Origin of the sequence: Luteimonas sp. 3794 (genome assembly GCF_031456825.1) — a bacterium.
GTDB lineage: Bacteria > Pseudomonadota > Gammaproteobacteria > Xanthomonadales > Xanthomonadaceae > Luteimonas.
Window position 1 is genome coordinate 79857 of record NZ_JAVDVJ010000001.1, and the last position, 17031, is coordinate 96887.

13 protein-coding genes are annotated in these 17031 nt (G+C 67.8%); all 13 read right to left on the reverse strand.

Annotated elements, in window-relative coordinates:
• Positions 1-166 precede the first annotated feature (166 nt).
• Entirely contained in the window at positions 167-925 is a 759-nt protein-coding gene (locus J2X52_RS00370) for an ankyrin repeat domain-containing protein (protein WP_310147302.1), read from the reverse strand.
• A gap of 110 nt (positions 926-1035) precedes the next feature.
• Positions 1036-2685, reverse strand: coding sequence for an Mbeg1-like protein (locus tag J2X52_RS00375; protein ID WP_310147303.1), 1650 nt, complete (start codon positions 2683-2685; stop codon positions 1036-1038).
• 106 nt (positions 2686-2791) lie between these two features.
• Positions 2792-3454 carry an ankyrin repeat domain-containing protein gene (locus J2X52_RS00380; protein WP_310147305.1) on the reverse strand — a complete coding sequence of 221 codons (663 nt, stop codon included), beginning with the start codon at positions 3452-3454 and terminating at the stop codon, positions 2792-2794.
• 114 nt (positions 3455-3568) lie between these two features.
• Positions 3569-5131: a hypothetical protein gene (locus J2X52_RS00385; protein ID WP_310147307.1), complete on the reverse strand. Its 1563-nt coding sequence runs from the start codon at positions 5129-5131 to the stop codon at positions 3569-3571.
• A gap of 728 nt (positions 5132-5859) precedes the next feature.
• Positions 5860-6582: an ankyrin repeat domain-containing protein gene (locus J2X52_RS00390; protein WP_310147308.1), complete on the reverse strand. Its 723-nt coding sequence runs from the start codon at positions 6580-6582 to the stop codon at positions 5860-5862.
• A gap of 50 nt (positions 6583-6632) precedes the next feature.
• Positions 6633-7574 (reverse strand): hypothetical protein, encoded by a 942-nt coding sequence (locus tag J2X52_RS00395; RefSeq protein WP_310147309.1) that lies wholly within the window; start codon positions 7572-7574, stop codon positions 6633-6635.
• A gap of 108 nt (positions 7575-7682) precedes the next feature.
• Positions 7683-9245: a peptidoglycan-binding protein gene (locus J2X52_RS00400; RefSeq protein ID WP_310147310.1), complete on the reverse strand. Its 1563-nt coding sequence runs from the start codon at positions 9243-9245 to the stop codon at positions 7683-7685.
• A gap of 77 nt (positions 9246-9322) precedes the next feature.
• Positions 9323-10006, reverse strand: coding sequence for a hypothetical protein (locus tag J2X52_RS00405; protein ID WP_310147312.1), 684 nt, complete (start codon positions 10004-10006; stop codon positions 9323-9325).
• 50 nt (positions 10007-10056) lie between these two features.
• On the reverse strand, positions 10057-10656 hold the full coding sequence (locus J2X52_RS00410) for a hypothetical protein (protein WP_310147314.1): 600 nt from the start codon (positions 10654-10656) through the stop codon (positions 10057-10059).
• A 219-nt stretch (positions 10657-10875) separates the two neighbouring features.
• On the reverse strand, positions 10876-12459 hold the full coding sequence (locus J2X52_RS00415) for a serine hydrolase (RefSeq protein WP_310147316.1): 1584 nt from the start codon (positions 12457-12459) through the stop codon (positions 10876-10878).
• Positions 12460-12491: 32 nt separating this feature from the next.
• Positions 12492-13607, reverse strand: a complete 1116-nt coding sequence (locus J2X52_RS00420) for a hypothetical protein (protein WP_310147318.1) — start codon at positions 13605-13607, stop codon at positions 12492-12494.
• The gene (locus tag J2X52_RS00425; RefSeq protein WP_310147320.1) at positions 13604-14644 is read right to left on the reverse strand and encodes a DUF1611 domain-containing protein; all 1041 of its coding nucleotides are present in this window, start codon (positions 14642-14644) and stop codon (positions 13604-13606) included. Before J2X52_RS00425 ends, J2X52_RS00420 begins: the two co-directional genes overlap by 4 nt.
• Before the next feature lie 19 nt (positions 14645-14663).
• On the reverse strand, positions 14664-17006 hold the full coding sequence (locus J2X52_RS00430; RefSeq protein ID WP_310147321.1) for a TonB-dependent receptor: 2343 nt from the start codon (positions 17004-17006) through the stop codon (positions 14664-14666).
• Positions 17007-17031 lie beyond the last annotated feature (25 nt).

Genomic DNA, 17031 nt, shown 5'->3' on the forward strand with positions numbered 1-17031 from the left:
GCCGCAGCGCAGTTGAGTTCCCACTGCACCCTGCGATGGCAAAAGGCGCTGGATCCCGGCCTGCGCCGGGACGGCGGCGCTGATGTCTGCAAGGGGTCGCAATCGCGGGCTTATTCAGACGTACCTGCTCGCCGAACGCGTCCGTGCGCTCACTGCGTTTCTTCGATCAGTGCTTGTCTTCCACCGGAATCTGCCGCGCGACCAGCCAGTCGCGCACGGTCTCGCGATCGCGCTTCGCATCGGCCGACAACACCGCGTCGCGGGCGCGGAAGAACGAAGGCTGGAAGGTCACGCCGACGCGGTCGCGGGCGGTGGGATCGGCGCCGGCTTCGAGGAAGCGCACCACCCAGCCGGTCGCGTTGATGCGCGCGGCCTTGTGCAGCAGGGTCGCGCCGAAGGCGTCGGTCGCGTCCGCGCGCGCGCCGGCTTCGAGCAGCAGCCGGATGTTCTCGTCGTTGCGCGCTTCGAGCGCGTTGAACAACGGTGTCTCGCCGTTCTTGGTATTGGGTGTGTCGGGCGACGCGCCGCCGTCCAACAGCGTTTTCAGATAGCCGGCATCGTCCTGCATCGCGGCCACGTGCACGGCGGTGTTGCCGTTGGCCGCGCCGGTGGTCGCGTCCGCGCCGGCATCGAGCAGGGCCTGAAACGCGCGGCGGTCGCCACGCAGGATCGCGGCCTGCAGCAGCGGCGAGCCCTGGGTGTCCTTGGCGTTGGGATTGGCGCCGTCGGCGATCAGGCGTCGGATCTCTCCGGCATCGCCGGCGCTCGCGGCGCGCGAGAGCGCGGAGGCGGCGGGGTCGGAAGCGTGGTCCTGGGTCATGCTGGTTCCTTGTCTGGCGCAGGCGCCGCTGGCAGCGAGCGCCAGCACGATGCAGGCGACGATCCGCCACTGCGGATAGGGCGTGATCGAAGCAACACCGGTCATGGCGAGGCCTCCCAAGCGGTACAAGGCATCAGCCTAGCCCGAGCTGCGATCGGGCGTTGTGACAAAGCGGGGGAGAGGCAGGACACCGACGCCGTACGCAGATGCGCGACTCAACGGAACCAGTTGAGCGGATTGAGGTTTTCACCGGCCCAGCGCGCGCCGTCGGCCAGTCGGTCGCCGGTCCAGCTGGCGGCGTCACCGACCGCGCGTGCGCCGTCCGCGACGCGATTGCCGGTCCAAGTCACGCCATCGACCACGCGGTCACCCACCCACTGGGCGCCGTCACCAGCCCGGTCGATGACCCATTCGGCGCCATCACCAACCTTGTCCAGCCCCCACTGCGCGCCGTCGCCGACGGTGTCGGCTACGGTGTCGACCGCCCGGCCGGTCCATTCCACGCCGCTCGCCACTGCGTCGAACGGTGCATCGAGACCGGTGCGGTCACCCAGGTCGCGCAATACGCCGCCGCCGAGGTTGGCGACGTTTTCCACCACGTCACCTGCGGTGCCCAGCGTGTTGGAGATCGCATCGCCGCCGAGGCCGACCACGCCGTCGACTACATCGCCGGCAATGCTGAAGGTGCCGCCGACATAACGACCGTTGCCGTAATCGTTCTGTACCGTGTCGGTAATGCCGCTGACGGCTTCGGTCACGGTCGAGCGACCATCGGAATACAGCCCGCCGATGCCATTGGCTAGCGAACCCAGCTGGTTGAGATTGTGCTCGCCAATGTTCTCGATCGTGCCCAACGCCAGACCCAGGCTGGTGCCCGAACGGTCGACCGGCGCCTGTGGCTCGTGCTGGCGCAGGGCTTCGACGTAGGACGGATTGTCACCGCCACCGCCGTGCAGCCCCAGCATGTCGAAGCGGCCCATGCCTTCGGGCGGCGCGACGCGCAGCTCGGTGCCGACCGCGTTCGGCGGCGACACGCCGCCGATCGGGAGCATGGGGATATCCTGCTGCGCGAGCGTAAGCGGATCTCCGTTGACCACGTAACGTCGGATCTGTCCGCTGTCGGCAATGTCACCGCGCGCGGCATTGGGATTGAAGCCCAGGCCGGCCAGCGTGTTGTTGCTCAGGCCGGACGAGTTGAAGGTCACGCCCGGCACGTCGGTCGCCAACATTGCAGCCGATGCGAGGCCGCCGCCCAGCGAGTGGCCGGTGATCGCGACATTGCCCTCGCCGAAGGTATCGACCGCGATGTTCGCCAGCGTCATCGCCTGCGAATACTGCGCCGTCTCCATGCCGAGACCCTGGCCACCATTGGCGCGCGAATCACCGCCGGCGCCCAGACCCCAGTTGTCGGTGCCGCGATAGGCGACCACGTACTGCCCCTCGGCGTTCTGGTAGATCGCAGCATCGAAGCCGGTCTGCGCGTCGTGCAGGTCGCCGGGGGAGATGGGAATCTGGTTGCCCTGCGCATCAACGAGGTGCGTGCCGTCGGCGCTGGGCTGCAGCCGGTTCCAGCCAGCGGCCTGCAGATCGGCTTCTGACGCGGTCCCGGTCACGCCATCGGGGCCGGTCAGCGTGTAGCTGTCGTTGGCCATCAACGCGAACTGCAGATCCTGTTCGGGCCGCGGGTCGGTGCCGCGGACCGAATCGGCGAAGCTGCCATCGCCGCGCGGGAAGCCGGCGCTGGTGTCAACGTTCGCAGGGCTGCGCGGTTGCAGGACTGCGGAGGTCTGCAGCGCGGGATCGAGCGCGAAATCGCGGAACGGATCGACGGGCGTGTTGTTGCCGGATACCGGGGACAGGCTCATGGCGCGCACCTACGGAAACGATAGCCCGACGATAGGTGGCCGGACGGCGCCGGACAGCTGGTGCGGACCCTAGGTAGCCCCGCGGCCGTTCAGGGCGGCAGCGGGCTCAGTACGTCGCGGCGACGTTCGCTTCCAGGGGTACGCCGTTGGCCTTGAGCCAGGCGACGATCTCGCGCCGCTCGGCGCGGGCGCGGTCGTTGAGCAGGTGCGCGGGGAAGCCGAAGTACGCGTGCTGGAAGGTCACGCCGCGCGAATTCTCCGTCTGCGGCCGGGCACCCTTGCTCAGCAACGCGAGGATCGCCGCGCCGCCATTGGTGCGGCCGGCGACATGCAGAGGCGTGTCGCCATTGCGATCGGCGAGATTCGGATCGGCGCCGGCATCGAGCAGCACCTCGGCCTGGCCGGCGGTCGGCGACAGCAGGGCCTGCATCAGCGGCGTGGCGCCGGTATGCGGGTTGGCCGCGTCGACGTCGCCGCCCCTGGCGATCACCGCGCGCAGGATGGCCGGATCGCCGGAGAACGCGGCCGCATGCACCGGCGTGTCGCCACGCGCATTGACGCGATTGGGATCGGCGCCGCCTTCGAGCAATGCCTCCACGCTGGCCGCGCGGCGCTGGCGGATCGCTTCCATCAACAGCGTTTCACCATCACTGCCCGGCGTGTCAGGGGCAACGTGCTCAAGCTGGCGGCGGATTTCGGCGGCATCGCCGCGGCGGACGGCATCGGCCAGTTGCGCCGTTGTCGGCGTATTGAATGCGTCGTTGCTCATGGACGGCTGTGCACACCCTGCGGCGCAGAGGAGAAGGACGGTCGAAGACAGGGCGCGGAGGCGAATCATGTCAGCGCCCGATCATACCCACGGCACAAGCGCAGTCCGTGAGCCTCAGCGGCCGAACAGGCCACCGACGAAGTTCGTCGCGCCCTGGGCCACCCAACCCGCGCCGTCGGCGAGCGTCTCGGTCACCTGGCCGGCCACATCGGTGCTGAACTCGACGACATCGCCCGCGCCGTCGATTGCACCCGAGAGCAGATCGCCGCCCCAGCCACCGACGTTGCGATCGACCACCCCGGCCAGCTGATCGGCATAGCCGTCGATGGTGTCGCCGGCAGAATTGAACGCGCCTTCGGCGAAGTCACCCGCCAAGCTGATGCCGCCCTGCACGAATTGGCCGTTGGCGAATTCGTTCGCGACCACGGCGTCGATGTCGGTGGCGAAGTCATGCACGTTGCGGGCGTAGTCGTCCTTGGTCACATCGGGCAGCAGGTTCTGCAGATCGCGGCCGAGCGACGACGGATTCTGGTAGCCGGCCTGCCATGGCTGTGCTTCGATCATGCCGGCGGTCAACGCATTGGGGCTGTGGCTGATGCCTGCGTAGGCGACGTTGCCGATCAGGCCCGCCAGTGGCATCACCGCGCCGGTCAGCGGATGCCGGACGATCTCCACGCCGGTGTTGATCGCATCACTCTGCGACTGCGAGAAGCCTTCGATCGGCCCGTAGTTGGAGAACATGCTGTTCGCGTCGGCCGCTGCGGGGTCGACCACGATCTGCGTGCCCAGCGCATCCGGCGCGACGATGCCGGTCACCCAGCTGTCCTGCACGTTGGTCAATGCATCGCTCGACAGCGAATAGGCGCGGATCTGTCCACCCTCGGCGCTGTCGCGCGCGGCCTGCGGATCGATGCCCATGCGGTCGAGCGTATCGGGATGGATCCCAGACGCATCGAACGTGACCGCTGGGATGCCGCTGGCCAGCGCACCTACGCTGGCCAGGCCACCGCCCTGCGAATGGCCGGTGATTGCAAGATTCGAGGAATTGGCGCCGTTGTCGCCGAACACGTTCGCGAACTCACGCGCGGTATTGACCGCGGTGACGCTGAACTTGTCGCCGTCGTTGGTCTCGTAGCCGAGGCCCTGGCGGAAATTGTTCTCCCAGTCCGGACCACCCTCGGCAGTACCGCGATAGGACAGCACGTATTTGCCGGCGCCGTCGGTATAGACCTCGGCACGGAATTCCTGATCGTTGGCCGGCACCGCGTCGTTGGCGCCGAGGTACTGCAGACGCCAGGCCTGCGGATCGGCCACGCCCTGGTCCATCAGCTGCTGGTCGCTGACCGCGTCCCAGCCCGGAGGCGGGGCGCCGCGGGTGCCATAGACGGCAGTCGCCAGCTGCGACAGCGTGACGTCGAACGGCTGCGCCTGGGTGCCGCTGGCCACTTCGTCGAGCGTGCTGCCGGCAGGAATCGCGTACGGACTGGTGCCGCCCTGCCCCTGGCTTTGCGCGGGCGAGGTGCCCGGTGCCTGGATCTGTGGGTGATAGCCGGTGTCCAGACGGTAGCTACCGCTCTGCGGCGGGGGCAGCGGCGGGCTGTATGACTGGAACGGCGTCTGTTGCGGACGCCAGGTGTCCTGGACGCCACCGATGCCATCGCCAATGGTCAGGGACATGACCGTGCTCCACTCAGGCTCTTCGAGGACTCCACGCTAGCGCGGGTGGGAGCGGCTGCCATCTAGGGCGGGCACTAGGCGGCGCGGTGGCGTGCTGTCGGCTTGGGAGGCAGCCTGAGGCGGTTGCGCCGCCTCGATTCGACGGCGCCCTCAATCTGGTGATGCGCTGCGTAGGACGCAGACGGGCATCGTGGATAGAGCGCACCAGATCCCGGGCCATCCCGTTCAGGCTGACAACGCCGGCCGTCCGTCACCGGACGCGCGATCGCGGCGACCCTGGATCCAGCACGGAACAGGCGCCCTCGCAAAGGGACCTGATGAGCGTCGTGCCTCAGCTGGCGACTGAAACCATGCGTCGTCGTTCCCGCAGCTCTCAACACACGCATGTCTGGTAAGGCGGGGCTTTCAGCGGACGTATGTCCGGTCATCCGAGGACTTTCGTCATGTCCGCGCGCGCACCCATGGACTTCTGCTTGAGCGGACATGCGTCTGTCGAAATCCGCAGGAGTGACTGGGCATTTCCAACGTCTTCCCGGCCCCCCGGCGCAACGCCGCGACGAACACTCGACCCTGGCAGAGACACGACGCTAGTCAGGGCAAACCGAGATACAAGGTCATGCAGACGGCAGCACTGTCGATTGATCCGACCCAAGCGCCGCGGGGTCATCTGTAAGTGCAGTCAGGAGACGCCGCTCAGCAGAAGGTCAGATTGTGGACCGCTGACACGCTCAGCCGCTGCCCGCCTCGAGCCGCACCTGATGCGCCTGCAGCCATGCCACCACTTCTTCGCGCTTCGCGCGCGCGGTGTCGTTGAGGCGGGCGTCAGGAGTCTTGAAGAAGAACCGCTGGAACGTGGCGCCCTGGGTGTTCTTCGCCAGCGGATCGGCGCCGGCGTCGAGCAGGGCCAGCACGTGGTCGCCTGCGTTGATCATCGCGGCCTTGTGCAGCGGCGTGTTGCCGGTGCGGTCGGCGGCGCCCGGATCGGCGCCGGCGGCGAGCAGCATGCGGAACTGCACATCGGTCCGTGGGCCGGTCGCGCCGGCCAACGGCGTCGCGTTCGTTTCGCCGTGTCGGGCATCAGGATCGCCGCGGCGGTCGAGCACGATCTGCAGGTATTCGGGATCGTCGGCGATCGCGGCCCCGTGCACCGCCGTCGCGCCGCCGAGGCCGGGCGCATTAGGATCGGCGCCGGCATCGAGCAATGCCTTCAGTGCGTCCTTGGCCTGCGCCAGCATCGCGATCTGCAACAGGTTCACGCCCTTGTCGCCGCGTGCGTTGGCATCGGCGCCGGCCTGCACCTGGGTGCGCACGGCATCGGCGTCGTCGGACGCAACGGCATCGGCCAGCGCAGCCGCGCGGGCATCGGTGAAAGCGGCTCGAGCGTCCATCGCGTCTCCACTGCAGGCGGCGCCGGACAACATCAGCAACAGGCTCAGGACTGCGGCGCGCATGCCCGCATTCTCACACAGCCGCCGCGGGCATCCCCTCGACACGGATCAGCTCAGTTCGCCCACGGCTGCTGCTGTGACAGCGCCTCGATCACCACGTCCTGCATGTGCTTGGCGATGCTGTGGGAGACGATCGAAATCGGATTGAAGCGGTCGAAACCGGTCAGCGGGGATGGATCGTCCAGCACGATCTCGTGACCGGGCGCATCGGGAATGGAGTTGACCCCCCAGATGTCCTGCTGGGCCTTGGTCAGGGCTTCGCCGTCGACGTTGTAGCGGCGGATCTGGCCGTCGGCGGCGTCGGCCTTGGCGGTTGCGGGATCCAGGCCCAGACCTTCGATGGTGCGGTCGTGCACACCGGAGGCATTGAAGGTCACCGCGGCCCCGTCGACGGCCATGGCCGCAGTCGCGGCCAGTCCACCGCCCAGCGAATGCCCGGTGATCGCCAGATCGTCGCCGTACGCCGCCGACGCCAGCTGCGCCAGCTGCACCGCCTCGTCGTACTGCTCGGACTCCCAGCCCAGGCCCTGACGGAAGTTCGCGCCGGTCCAGTCCTTGAGATCGTTCGATCCGGCAAAGGCCAGCACATGGTTGCCCTCGCCATCGGTATAGATGCCGGCACGGAACCCGCTTTCCGGGTTTTCCAGCAACGCCGGATCGATACCCGCGGCCATCAGATCCGCATCGCTGACCCGGCTCCAGTCGCCGACCTGCTGCACGGCCGGATCGTAGACCGCGGACGAGATCTGCATCAGCTCAAGATCGATTACCTTGGCATCCTGTCCGCGCACCTGCGCATCGAAGGACGCCGCATTCGCGGCATTGCCACCCGCGGCGAACAGCGCACCGAGTTGCGGGTGATAGCCCGGTTCGAGCTGATAGCTGCCGGTCGGGATGGGCGGCGCGCCCTGCGGCTGCGCGCGCGAGGCATCCACTGGCGAAAATGCCTGCAGACTGGATTGCGCGACGTTCGACGACTGGACGCTGAAGCTCATGACCCTCTCCCTAAGACCGACAGCCCAACCCTAGGCCTCCAACGCATGCGTCGACAGCTGGGGCGGACCCCAGCTCGTCGACTCCTCCCATTCATCGGCACACCTCGATCACCGGCAGCCCTGTTCCGGAGCGGCTTCCTGAGCGCTCTGCGCTGGTTCGTTTACGCGTTCGGTCTGTGCACTTTTGAATTCGCGACCGAAACTGGTCTGCGAGAAATCGTGCAGTGCGTCCTTGAGCGTGTCTGGATCGCCAGATTTCGCGGCCGCGAGCAACGCGTCGAGCGGCGAGGCGAATGGGCTCGCATTCTGCGGCGCGCCCGGGGCCGCCGCTGACTGATGCGGCGCCAATCGTTCCAGTGCGCCTCGCGTTGCCGGCCCGACGATGCCATCGACGTCCAGACCTTGCGCCTGCTGAAACGCCCGAACGGCCTCTGCCGTCCGGGCGCCGAATACACCGTCAGGCTGCAGCGGGATCTCACGCGCGTCGGTGAGGCCGAGTCCGGCGAGCGCGACCTGCAGGTCGTGGACGTTCCTGCCACGACTGCCTTCCCGAAGTGGGTCTGCTGGGACCGCTTCTTCGCGCATCGCAACTGGCGCGCGATCCCAGAACGCTTCCGGACTGAGAAGCGCACCCTGTGGATCGCGCAACTGATAGTGCACGTGCCGCGCGTACTGTTCCGGGCCGTCAGGCCCCCGCCCCCCCATCGTGCCGATCGGATCGCCCGCTGCGATCGTCTGACCCGCTACGACGAGGCGATCTTCGAGATGCAGGATTTCGTGCGAGTGCCCCTGCGCATCGCGGATCTTCACCGTACCGAATGCGCCGCCGGACATCGTGACCACGCCCGCGACCGGGCTGTGCACCGCTGGGTGCGCCAGATTGAGCCCGTTCTGGCCGCCGACATAGTTGAAATCCGTTCCACCATGGGCACGCTCCCCGCGATGTTCGCCATAGTGGCCGGTGACGTGTGGCGCGATGCCGGCTTGCGGCGGGAGCATGAGACGTATGGTCTGATCGAAGCTGGTCGATGCCGCACCACTGATCTCCATCCCGACCCCCTGCGCGACCGCCGCGGCCTGGATGCGTTCAGGCGTGATCTCGCGATCCCAGCGCGCGAAACGTTGCTCGCGGTCTGCCAGGCCGTTCGGCGGATCGGCACCGTTGATCGCCGCGCCTGCGCCGCGCGCATCTTCTCGTGCGTCCCGCGGCACGTTCTGCTGCCAGTACCACGTCGCGATGCGTGACGCGTGCTCGGGCTGTGCTGCGAGATCGGGGTTTCCAACCAGATCCAGATCAAGTGCTTCGCCAGCGGCCGCGTACTGGTTCTTCCCGGTCAGCTGCATATAGCCGCGCCCGCGATACAGATAGCCGTCGCCCGGTTCTGCGTTGCCCATACGTCCGCCGTACATCAACTCGGCAAGCTGCTCGGGGCGGCCTGCCAGCGCTTCCAGTCGAGCGGCCTCCAGCGCATCCCGACCCTCGCGCAATGCCGAGCGCACGTTGCTGCTGATCTGCTCCGCACTCCGCGTATAGCGGAAACTTTCTTCGAGCCGCTCGAGCCCGCCAGATTCGTGGCCCACTTGGGCCATGAAGTTCGCCAGTTCCCGTGGCTGGGTGATGCCGGCTGCATAGGCATCGTGCAACAGCTGTGCTTCCCGTTCTGTGGTCATGTGCAGTTCCTTCTGCTGGGTGCGTTGTGACGGAGCGGCTCCGCCAATTCTTGGCTGATCGAGACGCCCTCCACCCGTCAATCCAATGCTGGTGCCGGGGGAAGGGCCGCGGGATCGAAATCCGCAAATCCAATATCGCCAAAGTCCTCGACGAGCAGTTCCGTCTGCTTCTGTAATCCCGTCTGCGTGTCCGTCACACCGCGGACCACTTGATCGAGCTGCCAGGTCGCGCGCTCCGGCGCGTAGCGGAAAACGTAATCGCTGAACCAGCGTTCGCGCGAACCGCCGGCCACCGCCAGGGTCACGGTACCCGCCTCGATCCGGGCGTAGGCATACGGGTCGCCAGCGATGCCGCCGCAGCGCTCGCACGGCACGATGCGCGCGTTCTCGGCCACTTTCTGCAGAGTGCCCGCCGCATCACGACGCAGCAGAACAACCGTACGCGCCTGACCCCTCCCGAGGGGCTGCGCTTCTGTCGTGGCCGGCGAAAACACGATCAATGCGTCGGAGGTGCCACGCCCTGTCAGATCACCCCGCAGGGTATCGACCAAGGTGGCGCCCTCGGGCGCGAAAGCGGACGGATCATCCGAGACCGACGTTCCGGCTGTTGGCGATGCATGTACTTCCGGCGCGTGCGTGGGCGAGGCATCAGCACGCGTTGCGTTGTCTTCTGCATCTTGTGCAGCGGCCGGACTTTCCTGGGCGCCGCATCCGGCGAGAAGCACCAGATAGAACAGCGCAGACATCCATGTTGTGTGCATCCATGACTCCTTGAAGCGAGCTGGCGCCTTGAATCGAAGCGCGGCAGAGTTCAGATCGACTCGTCGACCACACGCTGCAGTTGCCAACACGGAGATTGGCCGAAGACGTAGCGCTGCTGGTCGCTGGTATCGGGCGTGCGGATTTGCACTTCCATCCGATTTTCTGCGGTTGGGGCGATGTCGTAGACGCGACCGCGACCGCTCATCAGATCTAGGCGCGGCATCACCGGCCAGACCACATCCGCCAACGCGATTTCTTGCACGACCCGACGCGGTTCCGGCTCGGCCGCGATGTCGTAACGCTCGATGACGAGTGGATCCGACGTTGCCAGTTCCTGGAACGCGATCTCACGACCGAAGCGTTCGATGAAGGCGTCGAAGCTCTCGCTCGGACAGGTCGCTGCCGGTGCCGGGTTCGTCACAGCGACCGGCGGGGCTGCTGGATTCGAAGCGGGCGCGCAGGCCGCCAGGGCAAGCGCAAGGCTGACGAGCAGCACGCGATGCGCGCGCAAAGGACTAGGAATGGTGCCGATGCCGCGCGCTGAATTCAGCAGAATTTTGACCCCGCATCGTGCCTCGTCGCGGTCACGTGCGAACGCCTGCACGTGCAGTGCAGCAGTGCGCCGCTCCCTGGCTTTCATCATGTCCATGAGCATTCCGGACCCCGGATTCCGTCATCCATCCTCTGCACCCCTTCGACATCGTCACCACCGCAAGCGCGACATCGCCGCCCGGGCCCGTTGAGCATCGACGATTCCGGCCGCCGAAACGAGCGCAAAGGTTCGCAGTTCGGAAGACGCGCGTGTCGGCGATCACCTCGGCGGCATGTCCGGCAAACCCGGAGGCGGCCGCGCCATGCAGATGTCGCGCTACTTCACCGCCTGCGGCTCGAACAGCAGGTCGTGGTAGTCGTAGCTGAAATCCGCGGTCGGCGAGACCGCCTGCATGCGGATCTGCGCGACCTTGCCGCCTGCATCCAAGGCGAAGGCGACGGAGGCCGGTTCGATCGCCGCATCGTCCCAGGCCACCCGGAAGGTGTCGTACTGCCAGTGGGTCAGCGTGCCCTGCATGCCGGGCGTCTGGCGGAAGTCGATCCGCAACCTGTCGCCTGTTTCAGTGATGGCGATCGGGCCGTACCAGGCGTCGGCGTAGGTCCCGGCGTAACCCGCCGCCGGCAACGAGGGCCGCGATGCCTTGCGGACCTGCGCGCCAGTCGCCTCCAGCGCGGCCAGGCCGTCGGCGAGGCGCGCCTGGTTCCAGGTGGCGAACGCCGCGACCCAGTCGCGGGGTTCGAAGCCGAGGTAGTGGTCGAGCAGCTCAAAGCCCAGCCCGCGCAGGACTTCGACGTCTTCGGAATTGATCTGCAGCGAGATGCCGAGGTTGCGCTCGGGCACCAACACGGTGAACGCCAGCACGCCGAACACCGCGCCGCCGTGCTGGACCACCTTGATGCCGCGGTAGTCCTGGACGTTCCAGCCCAGCGCGTAGCCGGAGAACTGCGGCGTGATGTCGGTGATCGGCGCCGGGTAGGGGTGGATCGGCACCGGCACCTGCGGCGTCCACATCGCATGCGCCGAGGCTTCGCTGTACAGCCGGCCGCGATCGTCGGGGAGCGCGCCAAGCGCCAGCTGCACCTGCAGCCAGCGCGCGAAGTCCTGCGCGCTCCAGGACAATCCGCCTGCTGCGGCACCGACCTGACCCAGCCCTTCGCGTTCCGGCAGCAGCTGTTGTGGGCCGAGGCCGCGCAGGCGCTGATCCAGGCGGGCGTGCGGCTGCGCACGATTGGCGGTCGCGAACCGGTCGTCCTCATGACTGGTTGCGGTACGCATCTGCAGCGACACGAAGATGCGCTCGCGCACGAAGGTTTCCCAATCCTGTCCACTGGCGGCTGCCACTACTTCGCCAGCGACGATATAGAGGATGTTGTCGTAGGCGTAGCCGCTGCGGAAACTCGTGGCGGGCCGGATGTGCCGCAGCGCCCGCACGATGTCGGCGCGGCTGCGCGAGGTGCGTGGAATGAACAGCAGATCGCCCGCGCCGAGCCCCAGGCCACTGCGATGCAGCAGCAGATCGCGCACGGTCATCTCGCGCGTGACCCAGGGGTCGTACATGCGGAAATCGGGCAGATGGTCGATGACGCGGTCGTCCCAGCCGAGCTTCCCGTCGTCGACGAGGATCGCCAGCGCCGCCGCTGTCACCGCCTTGCCGGTGGAACCGGTCGGGAAGATCGTGTCGGCGTCCACGCGTTCGGGCGCACCGAGCCGGCGCACGCCATAGCCCTTGGCGTGCACGATCCGACCGTCCTCGACGATCGCGATCGCCATGCCCGGCACGTCGCGGGCGTGCATCGCCGCCTCGACCCGCGCATCGAAACCGGCAGGCGGCGCCGCGACGGCAGTGATCGCGAACAGCGACAGAAGCGCCGCGGTGATGGCCGGCAGGTGGGTCGGCATGACAGTGTCTCCCGTCCTCGCGGACGTGTCGTTCAAGGCAGGGGCGCGGCTTCGATGGACCTGCGGCGCCACAGCAGCCATACGCCCCAGGTCATCAGCGGCAATACGTAAATCGCCAGGAAATACCAGGTCAGGGTGCCGTAACCCTTGGCGATCAGGTCGACCAGGCCGACGGCCGTGGCGGCATACACCGCGATCAGCATGACCCCGACCGCGAGCGCCGGACGCAGCGAGCGCGGCATCGGCCGCTGGCGTTCGGCCCAGGCATTGGCCACGCGTTCGTTGAGTGCGTGCAGCAGCGCGACGCCGGTGTCCACCAGGGTCAGCATCACCGCGAGCTGGAACACCCATTCGAACCACGGCGCCTGCAGCTTCGCCAGCAGGAATGCCGAGGGCAGCGCCTCGGCGCCGATCTCGTGGTAATAGCCCATCATCGCGATGTAGAACACCACGCCCGGCAGCATGCCCAGTGGTCCTGCCAGCGCGCCGGCGGCGAGTGCCTCGCGGCGACGGCCGAAGTGACGCACGCAGAAGAGCACCGCGGGAATGGTGGCGACGTTGTAGCCGGCGTAGGTCACGCCGGCCTTGAACCAGCCCGTGTCGACCGGCACCGACGCGAAGTTCGTCCCGATGCGGTCGCCGAATGCCACCACCGCCCAGATCACGAACACCACGTAGACCAGGTACAGATAGCCGACCGAGGCGACCAGGAATTTCTCGATCGCGGCGCTGCCGCAAAACAGCAGCGCGCCGGTGGCGGCGATCATCGCCAGCGAGCCCGCCAGCTTCGGCAGGCCGAACAGGCTGAAGGCGATCTCGCCGGCGGCCGCGCCCATGACCGCCAGGATCACCAGCATCAGCAGCACGTAGCCGATCTCGAACGCGAACCAGCCGCGGCCCAGCAGCACCTTGAAGAACGTGCGGTAGTCCCAGGCGCGGGCGACGCGGGCCAGCTCGAAGCTGACCATCAGCACCGCGCTCCAGACCAGCATGCTGACCGTCATGCCGAGCAGGCCGCCCCAGGGACCGGCCGGCAGGAAGAACTCGACCAGTTCGCGCCCGGTCGCATACCCGCCGGCGATCACCGCCGCCTGGAACACGAAGCCCGGCAGCAGGTAGCGCTGGAACCAGCTGGCCCGGGACGTCATGCGAGACAGGCGTCGACCAGCCGTTCGAAGGCCGCGCCGCCGCGGACCGGATCCGCGACCGGCAGGCCCAGGCGGGCAGCGATGGATGCGATCGCTGCCTGCGCGGCTGCATCTTCGAGCGCCGCGGTGTTGAGACTCACGCCCGCACAGCGGATCGCGGGATTGGTGCGGGCGCCCAGCCGCAGCGCGAGGTCGATGGTCTCCTCGATCGACGGCACCAGGTAATGCGCATGGCCGAGCATGCGTTCGCGTCCGACTGCGTGGCAGACCACGATGACGTCCGGCTGGCTGCCGTGCAACAGCGACAGCGACACGCCCGCATAGGCCGGATGCGACAGCGAGCCCTGGCCTTCGACGACATCCCAGTGCGCCGGGTCGGCATCGGGCGACAGGAATTCCGCAGCGCCGGCCGCGAAGTCCGCGACCACCGCGTCCATCGGCACACCCGCGCCGGCGATCAGGATGCCGGTTTGTCCACTGGCGCGGAACGTGGCGTCGAGGCCGCGTTCGCGAAACGCCCGCGCCAGCGACAGGGCGGTGTATTTCTTGCCCAGGGCGCAGTCGGTGCCCACGGTGAGCAGACGCTTGCCGGTGCGCTTGCGGCCGCTGGCGACGGGCAGTTCCGAAGGCGGTTCGCGCACGTCGATCAGACGCCGTCCATGCGCGATCGCGGCGTTGCGCAGCACGTCGATGCCGGCCAGCCGGGCGTGCATGCCGCCGACGAGGTCGAGCCCTGCCTGCAGCGCATCAAGCAGCGCGGGCACCCAGGCCGCTGGGATCCTCCCGCCTGGGTTGGCGACGCCGATGACCAGCGCGCGCGCGCCCAGCGCGCGGGCCTGCACGGGCGTCAGCAGCGGCAGGCCGGTGCTGACCGTCGCGCCAGGACAGGAGAACTCGCCGATGCACCGCTCGGGCGCCCAGTCGCGCAGACCGAACGCGGTCTTCGCATAGCCGGGTTCGACGATGTCCCCGAGAAACAGCAGATACGGCTGCGGCAACGCCTCGGGGGCGTGCGGCACGACGGCGACAGTGGGCATGGGGCCGGGTCCGTCCGCCTCAGAACCGGACGTCGAATTCGACGCCGAACGTCCGCGGCTGGATCGGCACCGCCGCCAGATACGCGACCGCGCCGCTGAGCGCGCCGGCCGCCGGCGTCATCGACGAGAAGCCGCCCTCACCGGTGACGTTGCTGACGTAAGCGCGCAGTTCCCAACGTTCCCGGCCGACACCGGCGTAGAGATCGAGGGCGCGGTAGCTGTCGAGCCGCAACGGCGCGGTAACCTCCTCCTGCAGCACGGTGGACGGGTCGCCAGGCGCGGTGACGCGCTGGCGTTCGGTGGTATCGCTCAAGCGCTCGCCGGTGAATCGCAGCACCCCGCCCACCTGACCGGACAGGCCCTGCGCGGTCATGAACGCGTACTCGGCGGTCGCCGCCCATGACAGCGTCGGCACATAGGGCATGCGGTCGCCGGCCAGGCCGGTGTTGAGGACGACATCGAAATCGCCCTGCGGAATGGTCGTGGCTTCGAAATCGTTCTTGACCCGCGCCTTGGTGTAGGCCGCATTGACGCCGAGCGTCAGCGCCTCGGTGGCGCGGAACTGCGAGGCCAGTTCCACGCCCTCGCTGGTCGCTTCGCCGCCGTTGACCAGGCCGCCGATGCCGTTGAACGACGACGCCACCTGGATGTCGTCCCACTCGATCCGGAACGCGGACACGTCGGCCTGGAAACGGCGATCGGCGGACTGCGACTTCAGCCCGACCTCGTAGCTGGCCAGCATCGAGGAATCGACGCTCGGCGGGATGCCAGGCAGTGCGACATTGGGGCCACCGGGCTGGTAGCCGGTGGCGAAGCGCGCGTACAGCATCGTGTCCTCGGCCAGCTTGAACTGCGGGCTCAAGCTCCAGGTGAACACATCTTCGGTCGATTCGCCGGGTGCATCTCCGATCGGCGCGAGGATGCCTGCGCTGACGTTCTGACTAAACCACTGATCGTTGCGCGCCTGGCGCAGGCCGGCATCGATCTTGAAGCGCTCACCGAACCGCCATGACGCATTGGCGAACACCGCCACTTCCTCGTACGTGCTCGGCAGGCCGATCACCGCCAGAGTGCCGAATGCCGTGTCGAACGGCGCCGGCAGCGGCGATCCGTCGCGCTGACCCAGCCACGCGACCTGGTTCTGCTGCGCGTCTTCCTTGGTATAGAACGCGCCTGCCATCCACTCGAAGCGTCCGCCGGTGCGTGAGGTGAAGCGGAACTCCTGGGTGATCTTGTCGAGGTCGAAGGTGTAGCGCACGTTCGAACTGCCCGGTTCCGGAAAGCCCAGCAGCAGGTCGGCGACTTCGCCGAACTGCACGGTGCTATCGATCTGGTCCAGCGTCCTGGTCTCCGACCAGCCGGTCGCGGAGACGAAATCGCCCCAGCCCAGGTCCCAGACCACGCTCAGCGACGCCAGCGTCAGTTCCTTGGTGAAGGGCTGTGGCTGCCACGTCCTGCCTTCGAACTCGCCGCCCAGCGGCGCGTAGCTGCCGGGCTCGAGCGCGACCTGCGCACGGTCGTGCGCGTTGATGCGCTGGTGCAGGACCGAGAGGTCGATATCAGCCACGTCGCCGTCCCACGACAGCGCCATGCGCCCGCCGACCTGCTCGCCCCCGTTGATGTCCTGTCGGCCGTCGATGGCGTTGTCGGTGTAGCCCGGCAGCCCGTTGCGCGCGAAGCTCATGCGCAGCCCTAACCGGTCCTCCTGCAGCGGCAGGCTGACGCCGAAGCGTCCGTTCCAGCCCTCGCCGCCGTCAGAGACCGATCGCACCCCGAAGCCGACGCGGGCCTCGGCATGGGTCAGGTCCGGCGCACGGGTCACGTACTTGAGCAGGCCGCCGATCGCACCGGCGCCGTACAGCGTGCCCTGCGGACCGCGCAGCACCTCGACGCGGCTGATGTCGTAGGGCAGCAGGTCCAGCATCAGGCCGCTGGCGTCCTGGTAGATGCCGCTGGAACCGACCGGCACCTCGTCGATGTAAGTGGCGACAGTGGCGCCGGATGACAGGGCCGAGATGCCGCGCAGCGAGACCGTGCTCAGTCCGGGGCTGCCGCCGTTCTGCACCTGCATGCCGGGAATGAGCGCCGCGTAATCGGACAGCGAACTGGCGCCCATGTTCTCCAGCTGGCGCTCGCCGATGACGCTGATCGAGGCGCCGACAGCGCGGACGTTCTCGACGCGCTTGTTGGCGGTGACGACGACCGAATCGAGGGTCACGGCATTAGTGGCCCGTGGCGACGACGAGGTGTCGGCGCTGTCCTGGGCCAGCAGGGGCGCCGTGGCGGCGCAGGCCAGTGTGCTGGCGATGGCGAGAAACAACGGTGAGCGGAACCACGGACGTGCGGATCGGAACGCGTGCATCGGTTGTCTCCCCAGACGATTATCC

Excerpts from the sequence above, each read along its gene's own strand:
- J2X52_RS00370 (WP_310147302.1), bottom strand. The coding sequence starts at position 925 with ATGACCGGTGTTGCTTCGATCACGCCCTATCCGCAGTGGCGGATCGTC.
- J2X52_RS00375 (WP_310147303.1), bottom strand. The coding sequence starts at position 2,685 with ATGAGCCTGTCCCCGGTATCCGGCAACAACACGCCCGTCGATCCGTTC.
- J2X52_RS00380 (WP_310147305.1), bottom strand. The coding sequence starts at position 3,454 with ATGAGCAACGACGCATTCAATACGCCGACAACGGCGCAACTGGCCGAT.
- J2X52_RS00385 (WP_310147307.1), bottom strand. The coding sequence starts at position 5,131 with ATGTCCCTGACCATTGGCGATGGCATCGGTGGCGTCCAGGACACCTGG.
- J2X52_RS00390 (WP_310147308.1), bottom strand. The coding sequence starts at position 6,582 with ATGCGCGCCGCAGTCCTGAGCCTGTTGCTGATGTTGTCCGGCGCCGCC.
- J2X52_RS00395 (WP_310147309.1), bottom strand. The coding sequence starts at position 7,574 with ATGAGCTTCAGCGTCCAGTCGTCGAACGTCGCGCAATCCAGTCTGCAG.
- J2X52_RS00400 (WP_310147310.1), bottom strand. The coding sequence starts at position 9,245 with ATGACCACAGAACGGGAAGCACAGCTGTTGCACGATGCCTATGCAGCC.
- J2X52_RS00405 (WP_310147312.1), bottom strand. The coding sequence starts at position 10,006 with ATGCACACAACATGGATGTCTGCGCTGTTCTATCTGGTGCTTCTCGCC.
- J2X52_RS00410 (WP_310147314.1), bottom strand. The coding sequence starts at position 10,656 with ATGGACATGATGAAAGCCAGGGAGCGGCGCACTGCTGCACTGCACGTG.
- J2X52_RS00415 (WP_310147316.1), bottom strand. The coding sequence starts at position 12,459 with ATGCCGACCCACCTGCCGGCCATCACCGCGGCGCTTCTGTCGCTGTTC.
- J2X52_RS00420 (WP_310147318.1), bottom strand. The coding sequence starts at position 13,607 with ATGACGTCCCGGGCCAGCTGGTTCCAGCGCTACCTGCTGCCGGGCTTC.
- J2X52_RS00425 (WP_310147320.1), bottom strand. The coding sequence starts at position 14,644 with ATGCCCACTGTCGCCGTCGTGCCGCACGCCCCCGAGGCGTTGCCGCAG.
- J2X52_RS00430 (WP_310147321.1), bottom strand. The coding sequence starts at position 17,006 with ATGCACGCGTTCCGATCCGCACGTCCGTGGTTCCGCTCACCGTTGTTT.